Source organism: Wolbachia endosymbiont (group B) of Xanthorhoe designata (assembly GCF_964028585.1).
Classification (GTDB): Bacteria; Pseudomonadota; Alphaproteobacteria; order Rickettsiales; family Anaplasmataceae; genus Wolbachia.
Genome location: NZ_OZ034794.1, coordinates 896507 through 916180 on the forward strand (window position 1 = coordinate 896507; position 19674 = coordinate 916180).

Annotated in this window: 16 protein-coding genes and 1 tRNA gene; 3 read left to right on the plus strand and 14 right to left on the minus strand. The window is 34.8% G+C overall.

What is annotated here, in order from left to right; all coding sequences use genetic code 11:
- Positions 1 to 3: 3 nt before the first annotated feature.
- Genes ABWU64_RS04290 through iscU form a run of 4 tightly spaced genes read right to left on the minus strand, consistent with a single transcriptional unit; the run spans position 4 to position 3142 of the window.
- Positions 4 to 1938, minus strand: a complete 1935-nt coding sequence (locus ABWU64_RS04290) for an Hsp70 family protein (RefSeq protein ID WP_353279367.1) — start codon at positions 1936 to 1938, stop codon at positions 4 to 6.
- The gene (locus ABWU64_RS04295; protein ID WP_353279368.1) at positions 1916 to 2374 is read right to left on the minus strand and encodes an iron-sulfur cluster co-chaperone HscB C-terminal domain-containing protein; all 459 of its coding nucleotides are present in this window, start codon (positions 2372 to 2374) and stop codon (positions 1916 to 1918) included. Before ABWU64_RS04295 ends, ABWU64_RS04290 begins: the two co-directional genes overlap by 23 nt.
- Positions 2367 to 2753, minus strand: a complete 387-nt coding sequence (locus tag ABWU64_RS04300) for a HesB/IscA family protein (protein ID WP_006012614.1) — start codon at positions 2751 to 2753, stop codon at positions 2367 to 2369. The genes ABWU64_RS04295 and ABWU64_RS04300 overlap by 8 nt, the downstream gene beginning before the upstream one ends.
- Before the next feature lie 5 nt (positions 2754 to 2758).
- A complete protein-coding gene (gene iscU / locus ABWU64_RS04305) occupies positions 2759 to 3142 on the minus strand; it encodes a Fe-S cluster assembly scaffold IscU (RefSeq protein ID WP_006012607.1) in 384 nt (127 codons plus the stop codon).
- A gap of 175 nt (positions 3143 to 3317) precedes the next feature.
- On the opposite strand from iscU, the gene ftsY reads away from it, so the two are divergent.
- Positions 3318 to 4229, plus strand: coding sequence for a signal recognition particle-docking protein FtsY (gene ftsY / locus ABWU64_RS04310; RefSeq protein WP_353279370.1), 912 nt, complete (start codon positions 3318 to 3320; stop codon positions 4227 to 4229).
- Between the two features lie 1015 nt (positions 4230 to 5244).
- On the opposite strand, the gene radA is transcribed toward ftsY, so the two are convergent.
- Both radA and ABWU64_RS04320 read right to left on the minus strand, forming a co-directional pair.
- Positions 5245 to 6588: a DNA repair protein RadA gene (gene radA / locus ABWU64_RS04315; protein ID WP_341815808.1), complete on the minus strand. Its 1344-nt coding sequence runs from the start codon at positions 6586 to 6588 to the stop codon at positions 5245 to 5247.
- 66 nt (positions 6589 to 6654) lie between these two features.
- Positions 6655 to 7926, minus strand: coding sequence for an MFS transporter (locus ABWU64_RS04320; protein ID WP_341815807.1), 1272 nt, complete (start codon positions 7924 to 7926; stop codon positions 6655 to 6657).
- Between the two features lie 146 nt (positions 7927 to 8072).
- On the opposite strand from ABWU64_RS04320, the gene ABWU64_RS04325 reads away from it, so the two are divergent.
- Both ABWU64_RS04325 and topA read left to right on the plus strand, forming a co-directional pair.
- Positions 8073 to 8237, plus strand: a complete 165-nt coding sequence (locus tag ABWU64_RS04325) for a hypothetical protein (protein WP_158673912.1) — start codon at positions 8073 to 8075, stop codon at positions 8235 to 8237.
- A 425-nt stretch (positions 8238 to 8662) separates the two neighbouring features.
- Positions 8663 to 11113: a type I DNA topoisomerase gene (topA, locus tag ABWU64_RS04330; protein WP_353279372.1), complete on the plus strand. Its 2451-nt coding sequence runs from the start codon at positions 8663 to 8665 to the stop codon at positions 11111 to 11113.
- A 183-nt stretch (positions 11114 to 11296) separates the two neighbouring features.
- On the opposite strand, the gene ABWU64_RS04335 is transcribed toward topA, so the two are convergent.
- From ABWU64_RS04335 to ABWU64_RS04370, 8 genes are all read right to left on the minus strand, one after another.
- Positions 11297 to 12172, minus strand: a complete 876-nt coding sequence (locus tag ABWU64_RS04335; protein WP_341815805.1) for a P44/Msp2 family outer membrane protein — start codon at positions 12170 to 12172, stop codon at positions 11297 to 11299.
- A 100-nt stretch (positions 12173 to 12272) separates the two neighbouring features.
- Positions 12273 to 14279 carry a type IV secretory system conjugative DNA transfer family protein gene (locus ABWU64_RS04340; protein WP_353279374.1) on the minus strand — a complete coding sequence of 669 codons (2007 nt, stop codon included), beginning with the start codon at positions 14277 to 14279 and terminating at the stop codon, positions 12273 to 12275.
- A 30-nt stretch (positions 14280 to 14309) separates the two neighbouring features.
- Positions 14310 to 15302 (minus strand): P-type DNA transfer ATPase VirB11, encoded by a 993-nt coding sequence (gene virB11, locus ABWU64_RS04345; RefSeq protein WP_341815803.1) that lies wholly within the window; start codon positions 15300 to 15302, stop codon positions 14310 to 14312.
- Position 15303: 1 nt separating this feature from the next.
- Positions 15304 to 16812: a TrbI/VirB10 family protein gene (locus ABWU64_RS04350; RefSeq protein ID WP_341815802.1), complete on the minus strand. Its 1509-nt coding sequence runs from the start codon at positions 16810 to 16812 to the stop codon at positions 15304 to 15306.
- A 16-nt stretch (positions 16813 to 16828) separates the two neighbouring features.
- Entirely contained in the window at positions 16829 to 17626 is a 798-nt protein-coding gene (gene virB9, locus ABWU64_RS04355) for a P-type conjugative transfer protein VirB9 (protein WP_015588551.1), read from the minus strand.
- Positions 17613 to 18293 (minus strand): virB8 family protein, encoded by a 681-nt coding sequence (locus ABWU64_RS04360; protein WP_007302609.1) that lies wholly within the window; start codon positions 18291 to 18293, stop codon positions 17613 to 17615. The genes virB9 and ABWU64_RS04360 overlap by 14 nt, the downstream gene beginning before the upstream one ends.
- A gap of 72 nt (positions 18294 to 18365) precedes the next feature.
- Positions 18366 to 19451: a GTP cyclohydrolase II gene (locus tag ABWU64_RS04365; protein WP_341815801.1), complete on the minus strand. Its 1086-nt coding sequence runs from the start codon at positions 19449 to 19451 to the stop codon at positions 18366 to 18368.
- Positions 19452 to 19471: 20 nt separating this feature from the next.
- A tRNA-Leu gene (locus tag ABWU64_RS04370) sits at positions 19472 to 19559 on the minus strand.
- Between the last annotated feature and the right edge of the window lie 115 nt (positions 19560 to 19674).

Here is a 19674-nt window from a genome sequence, read left to right on the forward strand (position 1 = left end):
ACTCTATCTGTTTGCTGATTCGCATAATTCTAAAGCAGAATTTTCTAACTCAGCGATAGCATTATTAATGTTATCTAAGTCATTTCCTTGTAAAGCTTCCTTTGCGTTCTGTAATAAAATTTTCAACTTTTGCTCAGTGGAAACATTTTCAACTAGATGTATGAGCTTGTTAACGTGAATTTTAGCCTCTGCAAGGGAACGAGCCTTCATATCTTCGTCAAAGTTGGTTACTGATTGATTAACCATATCTTGAATATCTTCTTCACTTAAGCCAGAGCTTGACTTTATTTCAACTGTCTGTTCGACTCCAGTAGTTTTTTCTCTTGCAGTGACAGTCAATATTCCATCAATGCTAACTGTAAATCCTATTTCAACTTTTGCAGAACCTGCAGGCAATTGTGGTATATCTTTGAGTTCAAATCGTGCTAGAGATTTATTATCTTTTATCATTTCACGTTCTCCTTGACAAACGTGAATTTTCATTGCTGTTTGCCCGTTAGCGTAAGTTGTAAACTCTTTTATTTCTGAAACTGGTAGTGGTGTATTTCTTGGTATAATTTTTTCAACTATTCCCCCCATAGTTTCTATGCCAAGTGATAAAGGCAGCACATCAAGGAGAATATTCCTATCTTTTGAGTTTGAAGTTAAATAATGAGCCTGCAAAGCTGCCCCATTGGCAACTGCTTTGTCCGGATCCACATCATTCAGCACTTTATTGCCAAAGAGTTTGATTAGTGAATTTTGCACTAATGGCACTCTAGTTGTGCCACCAACTAAAATTACCCCTTTTATATCATCGATTTTAAGATCTATGTTGCTTATAGTACGAGTAACTATATTTATAGTCTTATTAACTAAAGGACTGATTGCTTGCTCGAATTCTTCTTTGGTAATTTTGCACTCAAATAATTCACCATTAATATTGAATTCAAAAGTGCCAGAGGTATCTTCACTTAGGTACTCTTTTATAGCACGTATATTGCAGATACCAGTTTTAGTGTATGAATGTTGTAATTTGTAGGTAGTTGTATCAGATGGTGTCATTCCAGTGCTTGACACTGGAATCCAGCTCTTATTACGCGGTTGCAAGGTGTGCTCATTTGCAATTAAATTTTCTGGATCCCAGTATCGGGGCACTGGGATGACATCTTTCTTGGTACAACATTCGTGCAGCTGGGTGTTAAGCATCTCTTCTGCACTTGATACCTCTTTTCTATACTTATCAAGCACGATTAAACTAAGTAGATGATCAAAATCATCACCACCAAGTTTAGTATCACCACCAACTGCAAGAACTTGAAACACTCCTTGATGTAATTTTAATATTGAAATGTCAAATGTTCCACCACCGAGGTCATAAACTGCATATATGCCACTGTTATTGTTCTTTTCAATGGAGTAAGAAAGTGCTGCAGCGGTTGGTTCATTAATGAGGCGAAGAACATCTATGCCAGCTAATTTTGCTGCATATTTGGTTGCGTTACGTGCTGAATCATCAAAATAAGCTGGTACAGTAATCACTGCTTTGTTAACTTTCATCCCTGTGAATTTTTTTACCCTCTTGCATAGAGTTTTTAGTATCTCAGCAGAGATCTCAATAGGAGTGAGATACTTTTCTTCTGAACATTTTACCCTAATAACTTTTTCACTTTCGTTATCTATTTCACAATTGATACCTTCTTTATGCAAGTCTTTAACACTTTTACCCATTAAGCGTTTTATAGAGCAGATAGCGTTTTCGCCAACATCGTAGCCTACTTTTAGTACATCCTTTTCATATGAAATGACAGAAGGTAATAGTTCACGACCTTGCTCATCTTTAAATATTTCTACATTGCCAGCTTTATTCACCATAGCAATTAAAGAGTTAGTAGTTCCAAGATCTATACCAAAAACTACCTCATTTGAACTTGGTTCAGAAATTTGAACTGGCTGCATTTTCCTTCATCTCCTCAAATGACTTATATAAATATCTCAATCTAAAAACTTGCGTAGCAGCTTCATCAAAATTTTTTGTAGCAAAAGCATTAATTAGGTTTTTAGTACAATCTTTTACCTTTTCATCAATCATCCTACTTGCAAATTGTAAATCATCGCAGTCTAGAAAGTATTCTCTTATTTCCATTGATTCATTTAATATTTCAGGATCAAGATGCTCTTTTTTGCTTTGTACGTCAAAAAGATCCAACAAATGTTCGGCACGCTTCAGCGGTGAATTCAGTACCTGATAAGCTTTGTTGATATTTTCCATATTTTTGGACTCTCTTTCATTTACATCAGTTTTGCTTAGCTCAATATATTTTTTCTCCAGCTCATCAAAGCTGATGTTAAAAGCCGGTTCAATTCCAAATAATGTGAAATGGTTGCTAGACATGAAAACTCTCTCCACAACCACATTTTCCTTTCTCATTAGGATTTTTGAAAATAAAACCTGATGAGAATTTTTCCTCTACATAATCCATTTCAGAGCCAAGGATAAACATGATAGATTTTGGATCGATCAGCACCTTGACTTTTTGATCATCACTGCAGCTTTCTTCAATTACCGACTCCAAAGGACGAACATCATATGCATATTCAATATCATATTTTAAACCAGAGCATCCTTTTTGCTTAATTAGAACTCTTATTCCTATTGCTTCTTCAAGGTTAGCATGCTTCTTTTTGTCCAATAAAAACCTTACCCTCTCTACTGCATTTGCAGTTAGAGTGATAGGTTTTTTAACAGAATTTACTCCTTGAAATTCACTCATATTCCTCAATGTTTTTGTTTATTTTGATAATCATGAATAGCAGCTTTTATAGCATCCTCAGCAAGTACTGAACAGTGTATCTTTACTGGCGGCAAAGACAATTCTTCTACTATTTGAGTATTCTTTATCTTTGTTACATCCTCAATAGTTTTTCCTTTGATCATTTCTGTAAGCAAAGAACTTGAAGCTATAGCAGAACCACAACCAAAAGTTTTAAATTTTGCGTCTTCAATAACACCTTTATCGTTGACCTTTATTTGCAGTTTCATTACATCTCCGCATGATGGTGCACCAACTAGACCAGTACCAACATTTGGATCATTTTTATCCAGAGAACCAACATTCCTTGGATTTTCGTAATGATCTAAAATTTTCTCATTATAACTCATAGATTACCCGTAAACCATTACTTACATTATAACATATTTAGGTTAAAAACTAAAGTAAAATACACTAGCAAGCGGTACATTTTACTCACAAAATATATGGTTACAAGTGTATTTACTTTACAAATACATATAGTGCATGTCATTCTTTATATGGTAATTTTAGAAGGAGTATTTCTTGAGTTTATTCAGTAATCTTTATCAAGGACTATTAAAAACCTCCTCTCGTTTTAGTGATGGAGTAAAAAATATTTTTTCTGGTAAAAAAAAACTAGATCAGTCGCTTTTAGATGAGCTGGAAGAGCTGCTGATTAGCATGGATATAGGTCATAAAACTTCTAGACTGCTTATTGATAAGCTCGCAAGTATCAAATTTGAATCAGAAGTTGAGCACAACGTTATCACACAGCAGTTAATGAACGAAATAGAAGCGATATTAAACCCTGTTGTGCAGCCGCTCATTTTGAATAAAAAACCACACATAATAATGGTGTGCGGAGTGAATGGTAATGGAAAAACCACAACCATAGGCAAGCTCGCATATAAATATAAGGAGATGGGAAAATCCGTTATGCTTGTTGCATGCGATACATTTAGAGCTGCTGCGAGTGAGCAATTAAATATTTGGGCAGAACGTTCTGATTGCTCTATTGTCACTGGAGAGCACGGTAGCGATTCTGCAAGTGCGGCATATAGAGCTGTAAATCAAGCGATAAAAGATAGCGTTGATGTTGTTTTGATTGATACAGCAGGAAGGCTACAAAACAATGTAAATCTCATGCAAGAGCTGTCAAAAATACATAGAACAATAAAGAAATTGGATGATACTGCTCCTCATGATGTTATTTTAGTTCTTGATGCAACTACCGGTCAAAATGCTTATAGCCAATTAGAGGCCTTTAGTAAAATGGTTGGTGTTACCGGGTTAATTGTAACAAAGCTAGATGGTACTGCAAAAGGTGGAGTAGTGATTGGGCTTGCAGAAGCTTATAAGGTGAAATTACACGCTATAGGAATTGGTGAAAGTATAGAAGACCTGAGGGAATTTACTGGCAAAGAGTTTGCTGAAGCGCTGTTTAAATGTGATTGAAGATCTCTTTAATTTTCTCATATGACTAAGCTTAATTATCATGAGAAGCCGTTTTTAGATGTTGTCATTCCAGCATGTGACGCTGGTTGCAAGTGATTATTGGGTTGAGTGAATCGTCATAGATAGCTAACGTATAAAAATCACTTCCGCATATTTTCAATCTCATTATAATTACAAATAGAGATATTTTAAGAGCTCAAAATCTATCTTTAGTCTGCAGACTTTTTAATCAAACTTATTAAAAAATGTATTCTTCAGTGTATATCTGTCGTATGTGCACTGCATTTTTTTTCTAACTCTTTTTTACACAGGAGGATTTTATGTTCAGAATTCCAGATACTTGACCTTTACTTTAGCTAAAAACCAACTGGTACCTATGGTTTTAGAAAGTGTAGGAAATAGAAACGTTTCTGTTTTTTGAGTAATTAAAAACCACTTCAGCTTGTCACCCATGCCTAAAAAGTTATTATATTAATGTAATATTGATACTTGTATACCAACATAAATATATTTTAAAAATTTAAGGAGTATATTATGACAATGTCTACCACAAATTAGTGAGAAATTAGCAGCTAGCGCAAAAAGTCTCTATGATGAGAGCGAAAAATTATTGCTTATAGCAGAGGAAATACACAATCAAGATTTAATGTATCTTTAATCACAAAAAAGAAGATATTCTACATCTTCTTTTTTTTATGCGATAATTAGCTACTTGTTTTCGTATTCGTCCAGACAAGGTAGTTATGAGTAAAAACAGCAAATGGTCAGTGCGTGAAACTGGAATCCAGCTAAACACTTTACAATGTTTTTGATGACGAAAAGACTGGATGCCAGTGTCTGGGCACTGGCATGACAACGGAGGACAATTTGAATGACACCCATATTTCAAGCAGGTATGATAGCGTCATTCCAGTGCTTGACACTGGAATCCAAAAAAAAGAAGCCTATGTCAGCTACTTGAATGACATTATGGAAGACATCCTGCTCACAAGCAAAATGTTCATGTAGATAATATTTAACTATGATTGAAGACCTCTTTTAACTCTTTTATATGACCAAGCTTAATTATTTCAATATCATGAGAAGAATAATTGCCATTTTTAGGCATAATTGCTTTTTTGAATCCTAATTTTTGTGCTTCCCTTAGCCTGAGATCAGCATGCGAAACATTCCTAATTTCTCCTGAAAGCGCAACTTCACCGCAGATTATTGAAGAAGTTGGTAGCGGTAAATTTACTAAACTTGAAATAAGGGAAGCAGCAACAGCAAGGTCAGCTGATGGTTCCTGTATTTTGAGTCCTCCCGCAATGTTTAGGTATACTTCTTTATCATGCAAAAACATTTTACAACGAGCACTTAGAACCGCGATGATCATAGCTAATCTATTAATATCCCAACCAACTACTGCTCTTCTTGGAGTTGCCATATTAGTCCTTGCTATTAATGCTTGCACTTCCATTAAGATTGGTCTTGAGCCTTCAACTCCTGCAAATACGGCGCTGCCAACTACTTCTCTATCATGTACGGTCAAGAATAATGATGATGGATTATCAACAGGCATGAGTCCTGCTTTAGACATCTCAAAAACACCAATTTCATTTGCAGGGCCAAATCTATTTTTAATAGTACGTAAAATGCGATATTGATTACTATTTTCACCCTCAAAATATAGTACTGTATCTACCATATGCTCCAGGGTTTTAGGTCCCGCTATTTGTCCATCTTTCGTTATATGGCCAACTATTAAGAGAGAAACACCATATTGCTTTGCAAGAACAGTCAATTCATGAGCGCAGGTGCGGACTTGAGTTACAGTTCCTGGTGCTGATGTGACTTTGCTATCATACATAGTTTGTATAGAATCAATTATCAAGAACTTAATACTTTTATTTTTCCTTATTGTTGCTACTACATCAGTTAAAGATACTGTAGATAAAAGCTTAATTTTAGGTTCATTTATCTTAAGACGCTTTGCTCTGAGGCTCACTTGCTCTAAAGATTCCTCGCCAGATACATAAAGACATTCAAAAGAGGAAAGTTGTACAACATTAGCTGCAATCCTAAGCAAAAGAGTAGATTTTCCAATTCCAGGTTCACCACCAATTAAAATGCTAGCACCTTGAACGATACCTCCACCAAAAACTCTATCTAACTCTTCTATTCCTGTTAAAAAACGATCGGGGGTAATAATTTCACTATCTGATAACGCTTTTATTGAAATTGGTGCAGATGTACTTCTCGTTTCTGTTTTTAGTACTATTTCTTCGACAACCGTATCCCAACTGTCACATGCAATACACCTTCCTACCCACCTTCCAGTGCTATGACCGCAGAATTGACATACGTATGCAGTTTTCATAAAAGCCAAAATTATAATTGTAATAAAAATTAGCTAAATAAGTGAAATAAATTTAAATAGAGAAAATTACCAATCACACTTTTTATCTTGTGGTTTTATTTGCAATATTGCTACTAAGCTGACTAATAAGCAAAAAATTACATAAAGCCCAGCAGCAAAGTCTATTTTAGGAAACATTATAGTAAACCAAGTGCATATCATAGGAGTAAATCCTCCATGCAAGGCAAAAGAGATGTTGCGTGATAAGCTAACACCACTAAATCTAACATTAGTAGGAAAAAGCTCAGCAGTAACTATCCCTATAGGATTAATACCCCTCTCGATTATAGAAAGAGCCATCACACTCAACATAATTATGAGGTAGCTTTTATAGTAATATGCAATAGATAACATAGGACAACATATTACCGTTGTGATCACTATAAATAAGATTGCAGTACGTTCTCTTCCTGTTTTATCAGCTAAAATTCCAAGCACTATTGAAGATATCGGCATTAATATACTGGTTATAATGAGTACAACTTCGTTGACATACGTTGTGACATAAGTCTCAACCGACACTATTTCTTTTGCAATTGTTCTAAGAAATATGGTAAATCCAACAGCAACATTAACAGGTACAGATATTAAAATGGCAAGCATCAGGGCTCTCTTATAGCGTTTTATAAGCTCTATTATTGGTAAATTAGGTGAATTTCTTTGTTCTCGATTTTTTTCATACACTGGAGTTTCTCCTAGTGTGTATATACTATATGCGCTTATTAATCCTAAAATGGCTGAAAAAATAAACGGCAGCCTCCAACCCCAAGCGTTAAAATCAGTGGTTTTTTTACAAATGATCACTGCAACCACAGAGAGCAATATGCCAATGGAGCGACCAAAACTTATTATTCCAAAAAACATTCCTAGTTTTTTCTTATTAGGTAAATGCTCTATGAGATAAACAGAGCTACCTCCTTGCTCAGCGCCAAGTGCAACCCCTTGTATCAGATGGATTGTAAGAAGCAACATAGTAGAGGTTATCCCTATTTTGCTATAACTTGGAATAAACGCAACGAGACTAGAAGGAATCGATATTAGCAAGATAGCAATCGTTAACGCCATTCTCCTTCCATACCTATCACCAATGTGACCAAATACAGATGCACCAAGTGGTCTTACCATTGCACCCAGTCCTGCAATTCCAAACAGTTGCAATATGCTGTAGTAGATATCTTTTGCATAACAAAATTCTCTACTAATTATATTAACCAGATCAATAAAGAGCATATGGTCATACCATATTGCGATTCTACAGAGTATTGTTGCAATCAATACTCTTGTTTGTTGATTGTACACTTAGTTTAATTTATAAATGTCTACTTATTTTTATTTTGGCTGCTTTTTAGAACTTTGCAACTCAAGCGTATGGCTTATATGTAAATATTATTAAAATTGGAACTTGCATAATCAGCCAGTCTGGGATCAAATAAGAAAATCTGGTCATGCGCTGGAATGACATGGTGGAATGTCCTTCTTATCATTCCAGTACTCCTTTTCTTGTCATCCCAGTGCTCCGACACTGGGATCCAGTTAAATTTACGAGTATAAAAGTAATCAACGTTTCTGATGATGGAAAAATGGATCCCAGTGTCGGAGCACTGGGATGACACCTCTCTTAAATTACTTTAGCTACAAATATCAAGAAATTTACCAAGTAGAAAAAAGACAAAAGAAACCCCCTATTAGCTAGTTGTGACTCCTGAAAATTGGCCTGTCTTAAACAGCCCGTTTCAGCTTATATGGTTAAAAAACTGGAAGTTTTGTAAAGAAATAAGATGCACATAGTGCAAAAAATTAAAAATAAGACGACAACTGCGTTATGCTTTTGTCATTTAATCTGCACAGACGAAGATAAATAGTATAGCGTTATCCTTATGGTAAGGGAGTTGGGAAAATTTGTAAAGTAGGCTCTTTCATTAGTTTTTTTGCTAACATTAAAACAATTACTTAGAAAAATTGGAAAGACCATTAAAATATTTTTTTACTTTTTATTCTATATATTTCAACATATTACCTTTAAGTACTAATAATTATGGCATTATTGATAGTTGAGTCACCAGCAAAGGCAAAGACGATAGGTAAATATTTGAGTAAAGAATTCAAAGTGGCCGCATCCTTTGGCCACGTCAGAGATCTACCAGCGAAGAATGGTTCTGTTGATCCTGATAATGACTTTGCCATGAAGTATGAGATTATTGAAAAAGCAGAAAAGTATGTAAAAGAGTTAGTCAAGGAAGCTAGTAAAACATCAGATATATACCTTGCAACAGATCCAGACAGAGAAGGAGAAGCAATAGCTTGGAATGTGATAGAGGCACTAAAGGAAAGAAAAGCAATCAATGATGAAAGCAACATTCATAGAGTAGTCTTTAACGAAATAACAAAAAGAGCAGTGCAAGAAGCTATAAAAAATCCACGTGAAATTAATATGGACTTAGTGCGTGCACAGCAAGCACGCAGAGCTTTGGATTATCTAGTTGGATTTAGCTTATCACCGCTGCTGTGGACAAAATTGTCGGGAAGCAAATCTGCAGGGCGAGTGCAGTCTGTTGCATTAAAGCTTATATGCGAACGAGAAAATGAAATCAGTAAGTTTATAACACAGGAGTATTGGAACATAAAGGCAGAAATGCAAAATAGCAAAGATGAGGCTTTTTTTGCTATGCTAAGCCACTATGACAATAAAAAGCTAGAAAAATTTGATATTAAGAATGAAGAAGAGGCAAAGAACTTAGTCAGGGAGATCGAGTCAAGGCAGTATGCTGTAAGCACAGTAGAACGCAAGCAAGTTAAGAGAAACCCGCTTCCTCCATTTATCACCTCAAGTCTTCAGCAAGATGCAGTGAATAAACTGTATTTTAATGTGAAAAATGTTATGCGAGTAGCGCAAAATTTATATGAAGGTATCAATATTGGTGGTGAAACCGTAGGGTTGATAACTTACATGCGTACAGATGGGTTTCATATTGCAGATGAGGCTATAAACTCAATCAGGGGATCAATTAAGTCATTATATGGTGATAAATATTTACCGCAGTCTCCTCGTAAGTATGTAAAAAAGGTCAAAAATGCCCAGGAAGCACATGAGGCAATTCGTCCAACTGATATTAATAGAACGCCGGGTAGTATTAAGGATTACTTAACGCCAGAGCAATTTAAATTGTACGATTTAATCTGGAAAAGAACCATTGCAAGTCAAATGGAATCGGCGATTCTTGATCAAGTGGTAGTTGGAATTAGTTCTATTGATCAGAAAGTGATTCTGCGAGCAAGTGGATCAAGTATATTCTTTGATGGTTTTTATAAAGTCTATCAAGATAACATAGAAGCCGAAAATGAAGGCCTGCTACCTGCCATGAAGGAAGAGGAAGCGTGCAAGTTGATTTCTGTTGATCCGAAACAGCACTTTACTCAACCGCCACCTCGTTATAGTGAAGCGAGTATAGTAAAAAAAATGGAAGAAGTCGGTATAGGTCGCCCATCAACTTATGCAACAATTATTTCGGTATTACAAGATCGTGAATATGTTTCATTGGATAACAAAAGATTTATTCCAAGCAGCCGCGGTAAGATCGTGACTATATTTTTGGAAACTTTTTTTCAGCGTTGTGTAGAGTATGACTTTACAGCACAAATGGAAGAAAGGCTTGATTCAATCTCAAATGGACGTGCAGATTGGAAAAAAGAACTAGGCTATTTTTGGGTGCCATTTTTTAATCATGTAAATTCTGTTAAGCAAATGACACATGATGAGATTTTTAGTGGTATTCATGATTTGGTAGTCAATTGGTTTTGCTCAGAGGAAGGAAAGGAAGAAATAGGTAAAAAATGTCCTAATTGCTCTGGTGGTATATTGAAATTAAATTTTGGAAAAGCCGGTGTGTTTCTTGGATGTTCTAACTATCCTGCATGCAATCATACAAAAGAAATTACGGGCAGTAATGACAATTCAGAATATCCAAAAAGTTTGGGTATAGATGATGTGACAGGCCAAGAGGTAATGATCAAAAAAGGTCCTTTTGGACTTTATCTGGAGTTTAATAGTGAGTCAGAAAAGAAAAAAAAGATTTCTGTACCAAAAGATATAAATGTTAATGATATTGATCTAAATACCGCCACTCGATTACTTTCCCTGCCGAAAATAATCGGAGAGCACCCTGAAACTGGAAAGGAAGTAAAAATAGGTCTTGGACGACTTGGGTACTATATTCTCTATGATGACCGATACTTTTCTCTTAAAAAAAGCTCTAAGGAGGTATTAGACACACAATTAAACGAAGCTATACAAATTATTGAGAGCAGCCCACGCAAAGAGCTAAAATCTCTTGGTTTTAATGAAAAGGGAAAAGAAGTTTTTATCTGCAACGGTAGGTACGGATTCTATATAAAATGCGGTAAAACAAACGTTGCTTTGGGCAAGAATGCAGATATTGAAAGTATAGATCTGAAGAAGGCTTTAGAGTTAATTAAGAATAAAAAGTAGACTTCTTGCATAACCATTCTTTATATGTTCTTTATTGTTGTTCCAGCCCCACACGCTGGAATTGAGAAAAAAGAGCCTGAATTACAAGAAAGAAAATATTCAGATAACGAGAAAGTTGTCACCTGGTTAGAAGCTACAGTCGTGTGACGCAGACGTGCTACCAGGAAAATGTCTCTATCAGAGTTAAGCTTTGCTGGCAAAATGAAAAGTAAGACCAGCTTCTATACCGTGTGTGTGAAACACTTGATTGCCTATACTGATACTTTCTTTGTGTAAATTCTGCTCCGATGGTTTTTGATCTTTCTTCAATTCTAATATCTTTTTTCCATCTGGGTTTGCCGGTTGCTTTTCTTTCATTTCTCCTAACACCTCTGCTTCAAAATCAACATTACTACCAAGAACACCAAAACCTCTATATCCGACGTGCATATTTATATCTTCGTTTATACGATAATCAAAGCCAGCTTTCAATTGACCTGCAGGTCTTATTGACGATTTTTCAAACATTGTCATTCTTGTTCCACCAACTCCAATACCAACGTAAGGAGAAAAAGAGAAACTATCACTTTTCCAATAATGATAAACATTTGCCATTACAGATGCGTTTTCTACTTGGTCATGATTAATTACAGCTTTATACATATAAGTTTTTTTATTAGCATCCTCTTTTAGATACGAAACAGTTACTTGATTGCTTGATAAACCAACATTATCTACTTTTACAGAAGAGTACATCCCTTCCAATTCAGCTCTATAGCTATTATTGCCTAGTTCTCCTGTGTACCCAAACGTTACATTTGCAGCAAAAGGTGGGTTATAATCTCCTTTATACTTACTTATTAACTGACCTTCTGTTCTCTGAGCGTCTATGTCATTTATAGATACACGGTGATCATCTGTAGCATCTTTGCCTCCAATTTTTGCTTTCAACTTACCCAAGTTCAAATATTGACCATAATATCCACCACCAAAGTAAAATCCTTCTGTTTCACTTGCAAAAGATTGTTGTGACAACAATAAAGCAAGTGCTGTAACTGCTAATGTTTTTTTACTCATCATGACTATTCCTCTAGTTAAAATAGCTAATCTAGTACTAATTAATTAAAAATGATTTAATATGAAAAAACTAATTATTTTCTAAGCTAAAAAATAGGTAAAATTAACCTCTATCCTCGATTTTATTGCCGTCTAGTTTGTCCTCATCTTCAAATTTATCATCATCATCAAATTCATCCTTACTGTCTTCATCATCGTCTTCCTCATCATCAAAACCATCACCACCTTCAAACTTATCATCAATATCCTCGTCTTCAAATCCATCTTCAATCTCTGGCTCATCATATATTGCATCTTCAGTTTTAGCTTCAACAGGATAATCAGCAGCTTCAATAGCATTACTCTTTTCTTCATTACTAATCTTATCTTTGTTAGCAGCAGAAAAGACCTTGTTTGGATCATATGGCTCTTGTGTAGGCACACATGTTGGTTTAATCAGCCTTCTTGTGAATGTGCTATCACTATAGTACAAAATTTTCTTTGACTTAATTGGATAAGTCGATTCTATCAAAATTATCTGATCATCACGTGGCAGCATAATAATTTCTTGAGGTAAGAGCAATGCTCTCTGTATTTCAGAGATATGCAATGATCTTGATGCAGGATTCAAGTCTAAAAATTTAGGTTTGTTTAATGATTCTTGTTGTACAGTTTTGTTTCCTATAAGCTGAGATATCAAATTAGCCGTTTCAATATTATTGGCTGCAAAAGTTATTCTATAGGTTGAGTTTGATAAAAAGGAGTTCATTCCTGCTTCTTCATATATTCCTTTAAGCTGTTCAGTATCTTGAACAATTAAAAATAACCTTACTCGATAGCCACGAAAGTATGCGATGCCCGTTTGAAATTGCTCCATTTTTCCAAGTGTTGGAAACTCATCCATTAAAAATAATACGCCGTAAGGCTCGTCATCCGATGGCAATTTTCTACATAAAAACTCAGTTGCCTGTTGGTAAAAAACCTGCATTAAAGGCCTGAGCCTAGTTAAGTTATCAGGAGTTAAACCAACATAAACTGTAGTTTTCTTCCTTTTAAAATCCAAAATATTAAAATCACTTGATGCAGTTGCAGTATCGATCAATGGGTTTGCCCACAATTCAAGCGACGAGTTCATAGTTGACACAACACCTGATCTTTCTTTGTCAGCCTTTTGCAAAAAAGCTGCAATGTTCATATACGCTACCGGATGTATTATTTTACCCATTGTGTCCAAAACTACAGCAAGATTGTAAACTACGTCATCGCTACGCATCGTACGCACAACCTCACCAAAAGATTTAACTTTCTCTGGTGCAGCAAGTAAATATAGTACCACCCCAACAAATAAGCTTCTTGCTTCGTTTTGCCAAAAATCTTGTTCAGGCATGATGAGGTTAGCTATTTTTTGCACATCGTCAACCATCTGTCCAGGTTTTTCACTAATCCATTCCAGTGGATTATAACAATGGCTTACCCCATCTGGCTGCGCTGGGTTCCATACATATACTTTTTGTCCTTGTCGCTCTCGCCAACCACTTGTTATTTCATAGTTTTCTAATTTTATATCATGCACAATTACCGAATCATTCCAAAATAACAAATTAGGAATTACAAAACCAACACCTTTACCAGAGCCTGTAGGTGCAAAGAGCAATGCATGCTGAAACCCATCAGCAATAAAATATCCTCTCTTATCTTTACCAAGCAATAGACCTTTTTTGCTTCTTAATCCCGCTTTTCGTATGTCTTTCTCTGATGCCCACTGTGAATCTCCATGAAGTGATTCTTTCTTTTTAAATGGCCGCCACTCAATTAGTCTTTCTCTCACATTCCACAAAATAATCATCAAAACAATTTGAGGCAGTACAGAAGATACAACTAATTTAATTTTGAGCTCAAAGCTATATAGCTCTGGATGATGCCAACAATATTGTATATGATCAAAAATTGTCGGCCAGAGAGCTTGAGGAAAAGGTGTCAAGCTAGGATTAATTGCTCTAAAATCTACACCATCTGGACCGTCAACAAACAGGTAGAATAATATACCAGACAAATAGAAGCAAAATTCAAATATGCTAAAAGATACCACACCTCCTATAAGAACATTACGTAGGTGATTTCCATTACTCATAAACTACTTTTTCTTAATTTACGTATAAACTTAAGCATTTCCATCTGAAGATCTAGTAAATAATACCTCAGAAATGATTCTTCTACCCCCACAAATTCTTTTTAGTTGAATAACAATATCAATTACATTTCTAATGTATGGTATGATCTGATCCGGGGGAATGCCAAGATTTGCTTGCATAACCATAAGTTTTATTTGCTCAAGAGCCATTGCCGGACTATCCGCATGAAGAGTTGATATTGACCCTGGGTGGCCAGTGTTTATTGCTCTAAGAAAACTAAAAGCTTCTGCTCCACGTAATTCACCAACTATTATCCTATCTGGTCTTAAACGTAAACATGCCTCTATCAAATCTTGAGTGGTCACTTTTGCCCTGCCTTGCCCTCCTTTAGAGGCAATTAAATGGACTTTATTGGGATGATCATTCAAAACTATCTCTCTTGCATCTTCAACAGTAATAATTCTTTCTTCAAATGGAATAGCACGCAAAGCAGCATTAGTAAAAGTGGTTTTACCAGTGGAAGTTCCACCACTAATTATGATATTTTTCTTATTTATTACAGCATATTCTAAAAACTCTTTTATTTTTTTTTGTTTCAGTAGCAAATCTAGGTGACGATCTACTGGATTATCGGTCACTCCTATAACAGTTTCAGAAAAAGCCCCCATTTTTTCATAATCATCCAATGCCAATTGCATAGAAGAAGGTTTACGAATTGAAATGACTACTTTATCAGGCTCACATGCTGGAGGAAACACTATCTGTATACGATAACCATTTGGTAATGTAGCTGAAAGCAGCGGTGTCTCTTCGCTCAGTTTTTGTTCTGTAGCTTGAGCAATCAACCTGCCAAGAGATTTTAAATGATTAAGATCAAATATTTCTAACTTTTCGCATCTTATTTCACCGCGATTTTCAATCCATACTTCCTTCGGTTTATTTATTGATATTTCATTTACACCTTCCTCTTGAAATATCCCTTGTAATGGCTCCAAGTATGTATCAAGTGCAGCATAGTTCATTTCAGTTATTTAATATTGACTGTGGAGGAAATACTATATCTTGGTTAACAAATACTTTCAATGCAGTTCCTTGATTAACATAAATAGTTGGTTTTTTATCTACACTCCTATCAACTATATCTCGCATGTCTTTGGAAAAATCATTAATTGATTTTTCAATTGCGCTTTCATAAACAGACTTACTATTTTTCTGAATTTGCTTTAATAATGCCTTCACATCTTCTAAAGTAATAGGGATATCCTCTTCAGTAACTTTTTGACCTGCAAGTGCTGTGCTTAGAACCTTCGCGACCTCTTCTTTCATGATCTCAAATAAATTTTGCTCGCTAGAAGCATTTTGAATTCTACTAATAGCTCTAGAACCTAATTTCCATTCTTCTTTTTTAATGGCTTTAATTGCTGTTTTAATATCACCTTCCCCCAATCCACTTACAATCACTTCTTTGAAAGAGAAAATATCTATTTCAGTTGCAGTAATAGACTTCACTGCATCCATGGCAGTTAGCGCATCGATAAAATTAGAGGCTTTTTGTCCTACAACAGCTGAACCAATCGAAACACCAGCAAGTGCCACTGAAGAGAATAATGCACTTACTATTTTATTATCAACTATTCCAGCTATCCCTGCCCTTCCAAGCTCATCGGTACCAGATGATGAAATAGCAACATCTATGCCATGAGGAAGAGTGATCCTATTCCAATTTATGTTCACTCGGGCTTTTACAACATTTGAGTCGAATGAATAATCACCTATTAACCTTGAGCCTTTTGGTATTAAAATTGTATCACCAGTTTCTGCATAAACGTCTCTACTAACAATAGCACGGAGCATTCCTTGTAAGTCAGAACTTATTGCAGTTTCAAGAATAGCGTCAATAACTTTACCTTGAATAATCATTAAACCAAGCTTTCCAGCTTTGGTAGCTTTGCTCGACTGTGCTGAGGTATTGGATAAAACAGCATCTGCAGCTTTATCTTTCCCGCTACTACCTGAAATTGCTAACATTTGTGCACTACGCCTTTCTTTGGGATAACCTCCGCTTCCTATTGTAGGAAATGAAGTAGGCAAATTGCTAATAACATTACCAGAAGGAAAATTTTGCTTTGGTAGAACAGGTATATTTGACAAGGGAGTTTCTTTTAGTTGCTCTTCTTTTTTTGTCACTTCCTCTTTTTTGATTTGTTTTACTTCTGGTATGACTTGTGGAATAGGAAGAGGAGGTAAGGGTGGCAAGAGATCAGTTACTATTCTTTCGGAAACTATTGCATTATCTGGAACTTGTTCTAACTTTCCTTTCAATTCTTGAATGTTTTGCTTTGTTTCCTCTTTTTTAACAATCTCTGGACCCTCTTTATTAGAAGGACTAAAATAAAGATAGTACACTCCACCAACTAAGAGCGCTACCATAACTATCATCAATGCCTTATAACCTTGATTAGAGCCAACTGTTACTACCTTGCTTTCTATCTCTGATTCATCTTCTACACTATTATGCCTTTCTTTACTCATATTATATGTACCACAACTAAAGTGACCTATTTATAACTTCAACTTCACTACCTTCATAACGCATTAATAGCTTTTTATGTACTCCTTTTATTACAACATAATCATCAAATAACAGCCTTTTACAGGGTTTATCATTCTCTTCTATAAAAACCTGAGGAATTTTATTACTATTTCTAAACTTTAAATAGGTTAAATAACCATCATCGAATAACTCAATTGGAACTATATCTACGTTACCACCTTCATCAATATATGTATAGTTGTACCTCGTATTATTTTCTTGTATTACTTTTTCTGGCTTTTCTGTAATGTATTGCATTTGAGTAGGTAAAGAAACCTCATCTAAATCAACATCAAATTCATCTTCTTCTTGAGGATAATAAAAACGTATTACGTAAGATATATCCTTTTCAACGGAATAATCATGATCCACTTTTTTAGCATCAGCATCTGGGTATTTATCGTAATTTGGTCTTGAAATTAGATCAAAAATGTAATTTCTCTTTTTAGTTGTCGTAATAATCATGTTAGTGCGACTACTGACTTCAAATGGCATGACAAGCAGTTTATTATCATAAGGATTAATTTTCCAACTTGATGCATCACCAACAGCAATATTTTTGACTTTTTCCCCTTCTGCAAACTCAATATAAGAATAGTAACCTTGACTAAAAATTACTGTAAACACCTCATTAGGGCTATATACAAAAGTCTTTATTCTACTATCTACAGAAATAGGTTTATTATTAATAGATGCATTTAAGTTGCCACTTATTAGTAAAGCTAAAACTAACAATATCCTACACATATTCATCATCTACTCTATATGAAATAACTTGAAACCCTAACGGGTTAATATATCTTTGCTGATCATTCATTTCAAGCGATGCATATTTATACGACATCACAACTATCTTATTTTTCCTTGAGGAATTTCCATCTTTTCGTGTAAATTCTATAGAAAATCTCACTTGAAGAGCATCGTTACCTAATTTTTGAATTGAACGAATTTTCAACTCACCTTTAGCATCTGAATATAAATTAAAAAGGTCATTCATATTCTGCGATTTTATATAATTGCTAAATTCACTATATACACTAGGAGAAGAAAATAACCTTACTTTTGTATAATAATTATAATTATAATTATATGGGTCAAAAACCTCCCTTGCTTTTATATACTCTGAAATAAAATAATCGTTCAGCGTTTCATTTGCAGAATATTGTTTTACTGTAACAGGATCAACCAATTGCACTATTCCTGACTTTTTGTCAATTTCTATAACGAATGGCTCAATAGTGCTACTTGTGCTAATTTTAAATATAGCTAATATGCTTATAGAAATTGCAACTAGTAATATTAATGTAAATAAAAGTAAAGTATTTCTCTGAGCAACAACTGTGCTATAGCGACTTGAATTCCAATTTATATCCTTATCCAATGACTCATTACTTTTTTCTTGTTTTAAAAATTTCAGCATCTCAATATTCTTAAAAATCTTAACTTATATTAATTAACATAGCAAGCTAACAAAGTAGTTATAACAAAAAAGCTAACAAACCCTTAATCCATGGCCTAACTTGCCAAATTTTGTTTCCATATATGAATCATTATATTCATTGCGTTCCATAATAAGTGGTATACACTTTGTAACTTCTATACCGTTATTTTTCAACTCTGATAACTTTCTACCATTGTTTGTAAGTAATTGTATTTTGTTAATGTTCAATTTCTTAAGTATTTTAGCTGCAACAGCAAAGCTCCTTTCATCATCTTCAAAACCCAATACTCTATTTGCATCAACAGTATCAAGATTATATTTTCTTTGCATACTGTATGCTCTTAACTTATTAGTTAAACCAATGCCTCTCCCATCTTGCATCAAGTATAATATAATGCCATTCCCAAAGTCGGTCATTATTTGAATCGCTTGATGTAACTGGCTTCTGCAATCACATGATAAGCTGTCTAATAAGTCTCCTGTATAGCATGAAGAATGAATTCTCACTAATGGCTCATTATCTTTATCTGGATTGCCAATGATAATTGCATAATGTTCTCTTCCGCCACTTTTAGTTCTATAAGATATGATATCTACTTCTTGAGTCTGCTTTAAAAATAATGATGTTTTGCAAACTTCATACACACTATGATTTCGTTGAAAATCATTCACAAGTAACGTATTTAGTGCAATAATGTCATTTTCTTCACACCAATTTTGCATTTCATGTTTATTCTCAAACGTCATATCAGCCACTAATGCGTATGGCAATAACTCTGAGAACTTAAGCAAGGCAACAGCATACGCATCTATTGTCTTTGAGCATTGCAATTCTTTTATGCTATCTTCCTTTGAACAATTTATTAAATGGAGCAGTTCATCAAAATTGCTTATCAATAGACGTTTGCTACTATGTTCTTTACTCTGACATATGTATTTTACCTTACTTGCAGTCACAGTAACATACACATTACCTGATATAAGCTTATATTGACTAAATAAATTTTTTTCTAAAGTTTCAGCAGCAGCAAGCAATAGATAGTTATTTTCATCATCATATATTAAAATTGGAAGACCACGCCTGACTTCACTGATGGCCCTTTCTACTTTATTTCTACTTTGATTTCCTATAAACATTTCACCTACACCAAACAACTTGGTGCGGTCGAGAAGACTTGAACTTCCAAGGCTTTGTGAGCCACAGCGACCTCAACGCTGCGTGTCTACCAATTCCACCACGACCGCACTTTATTCTAGTTTCTATATAATTACTTTAAATTACTTAATCATTTTAGGATTTTTCATCTAAAGTGTCAATCTGATACTAGGATAATTTAGGAAATGCCTGTATAATTTAACT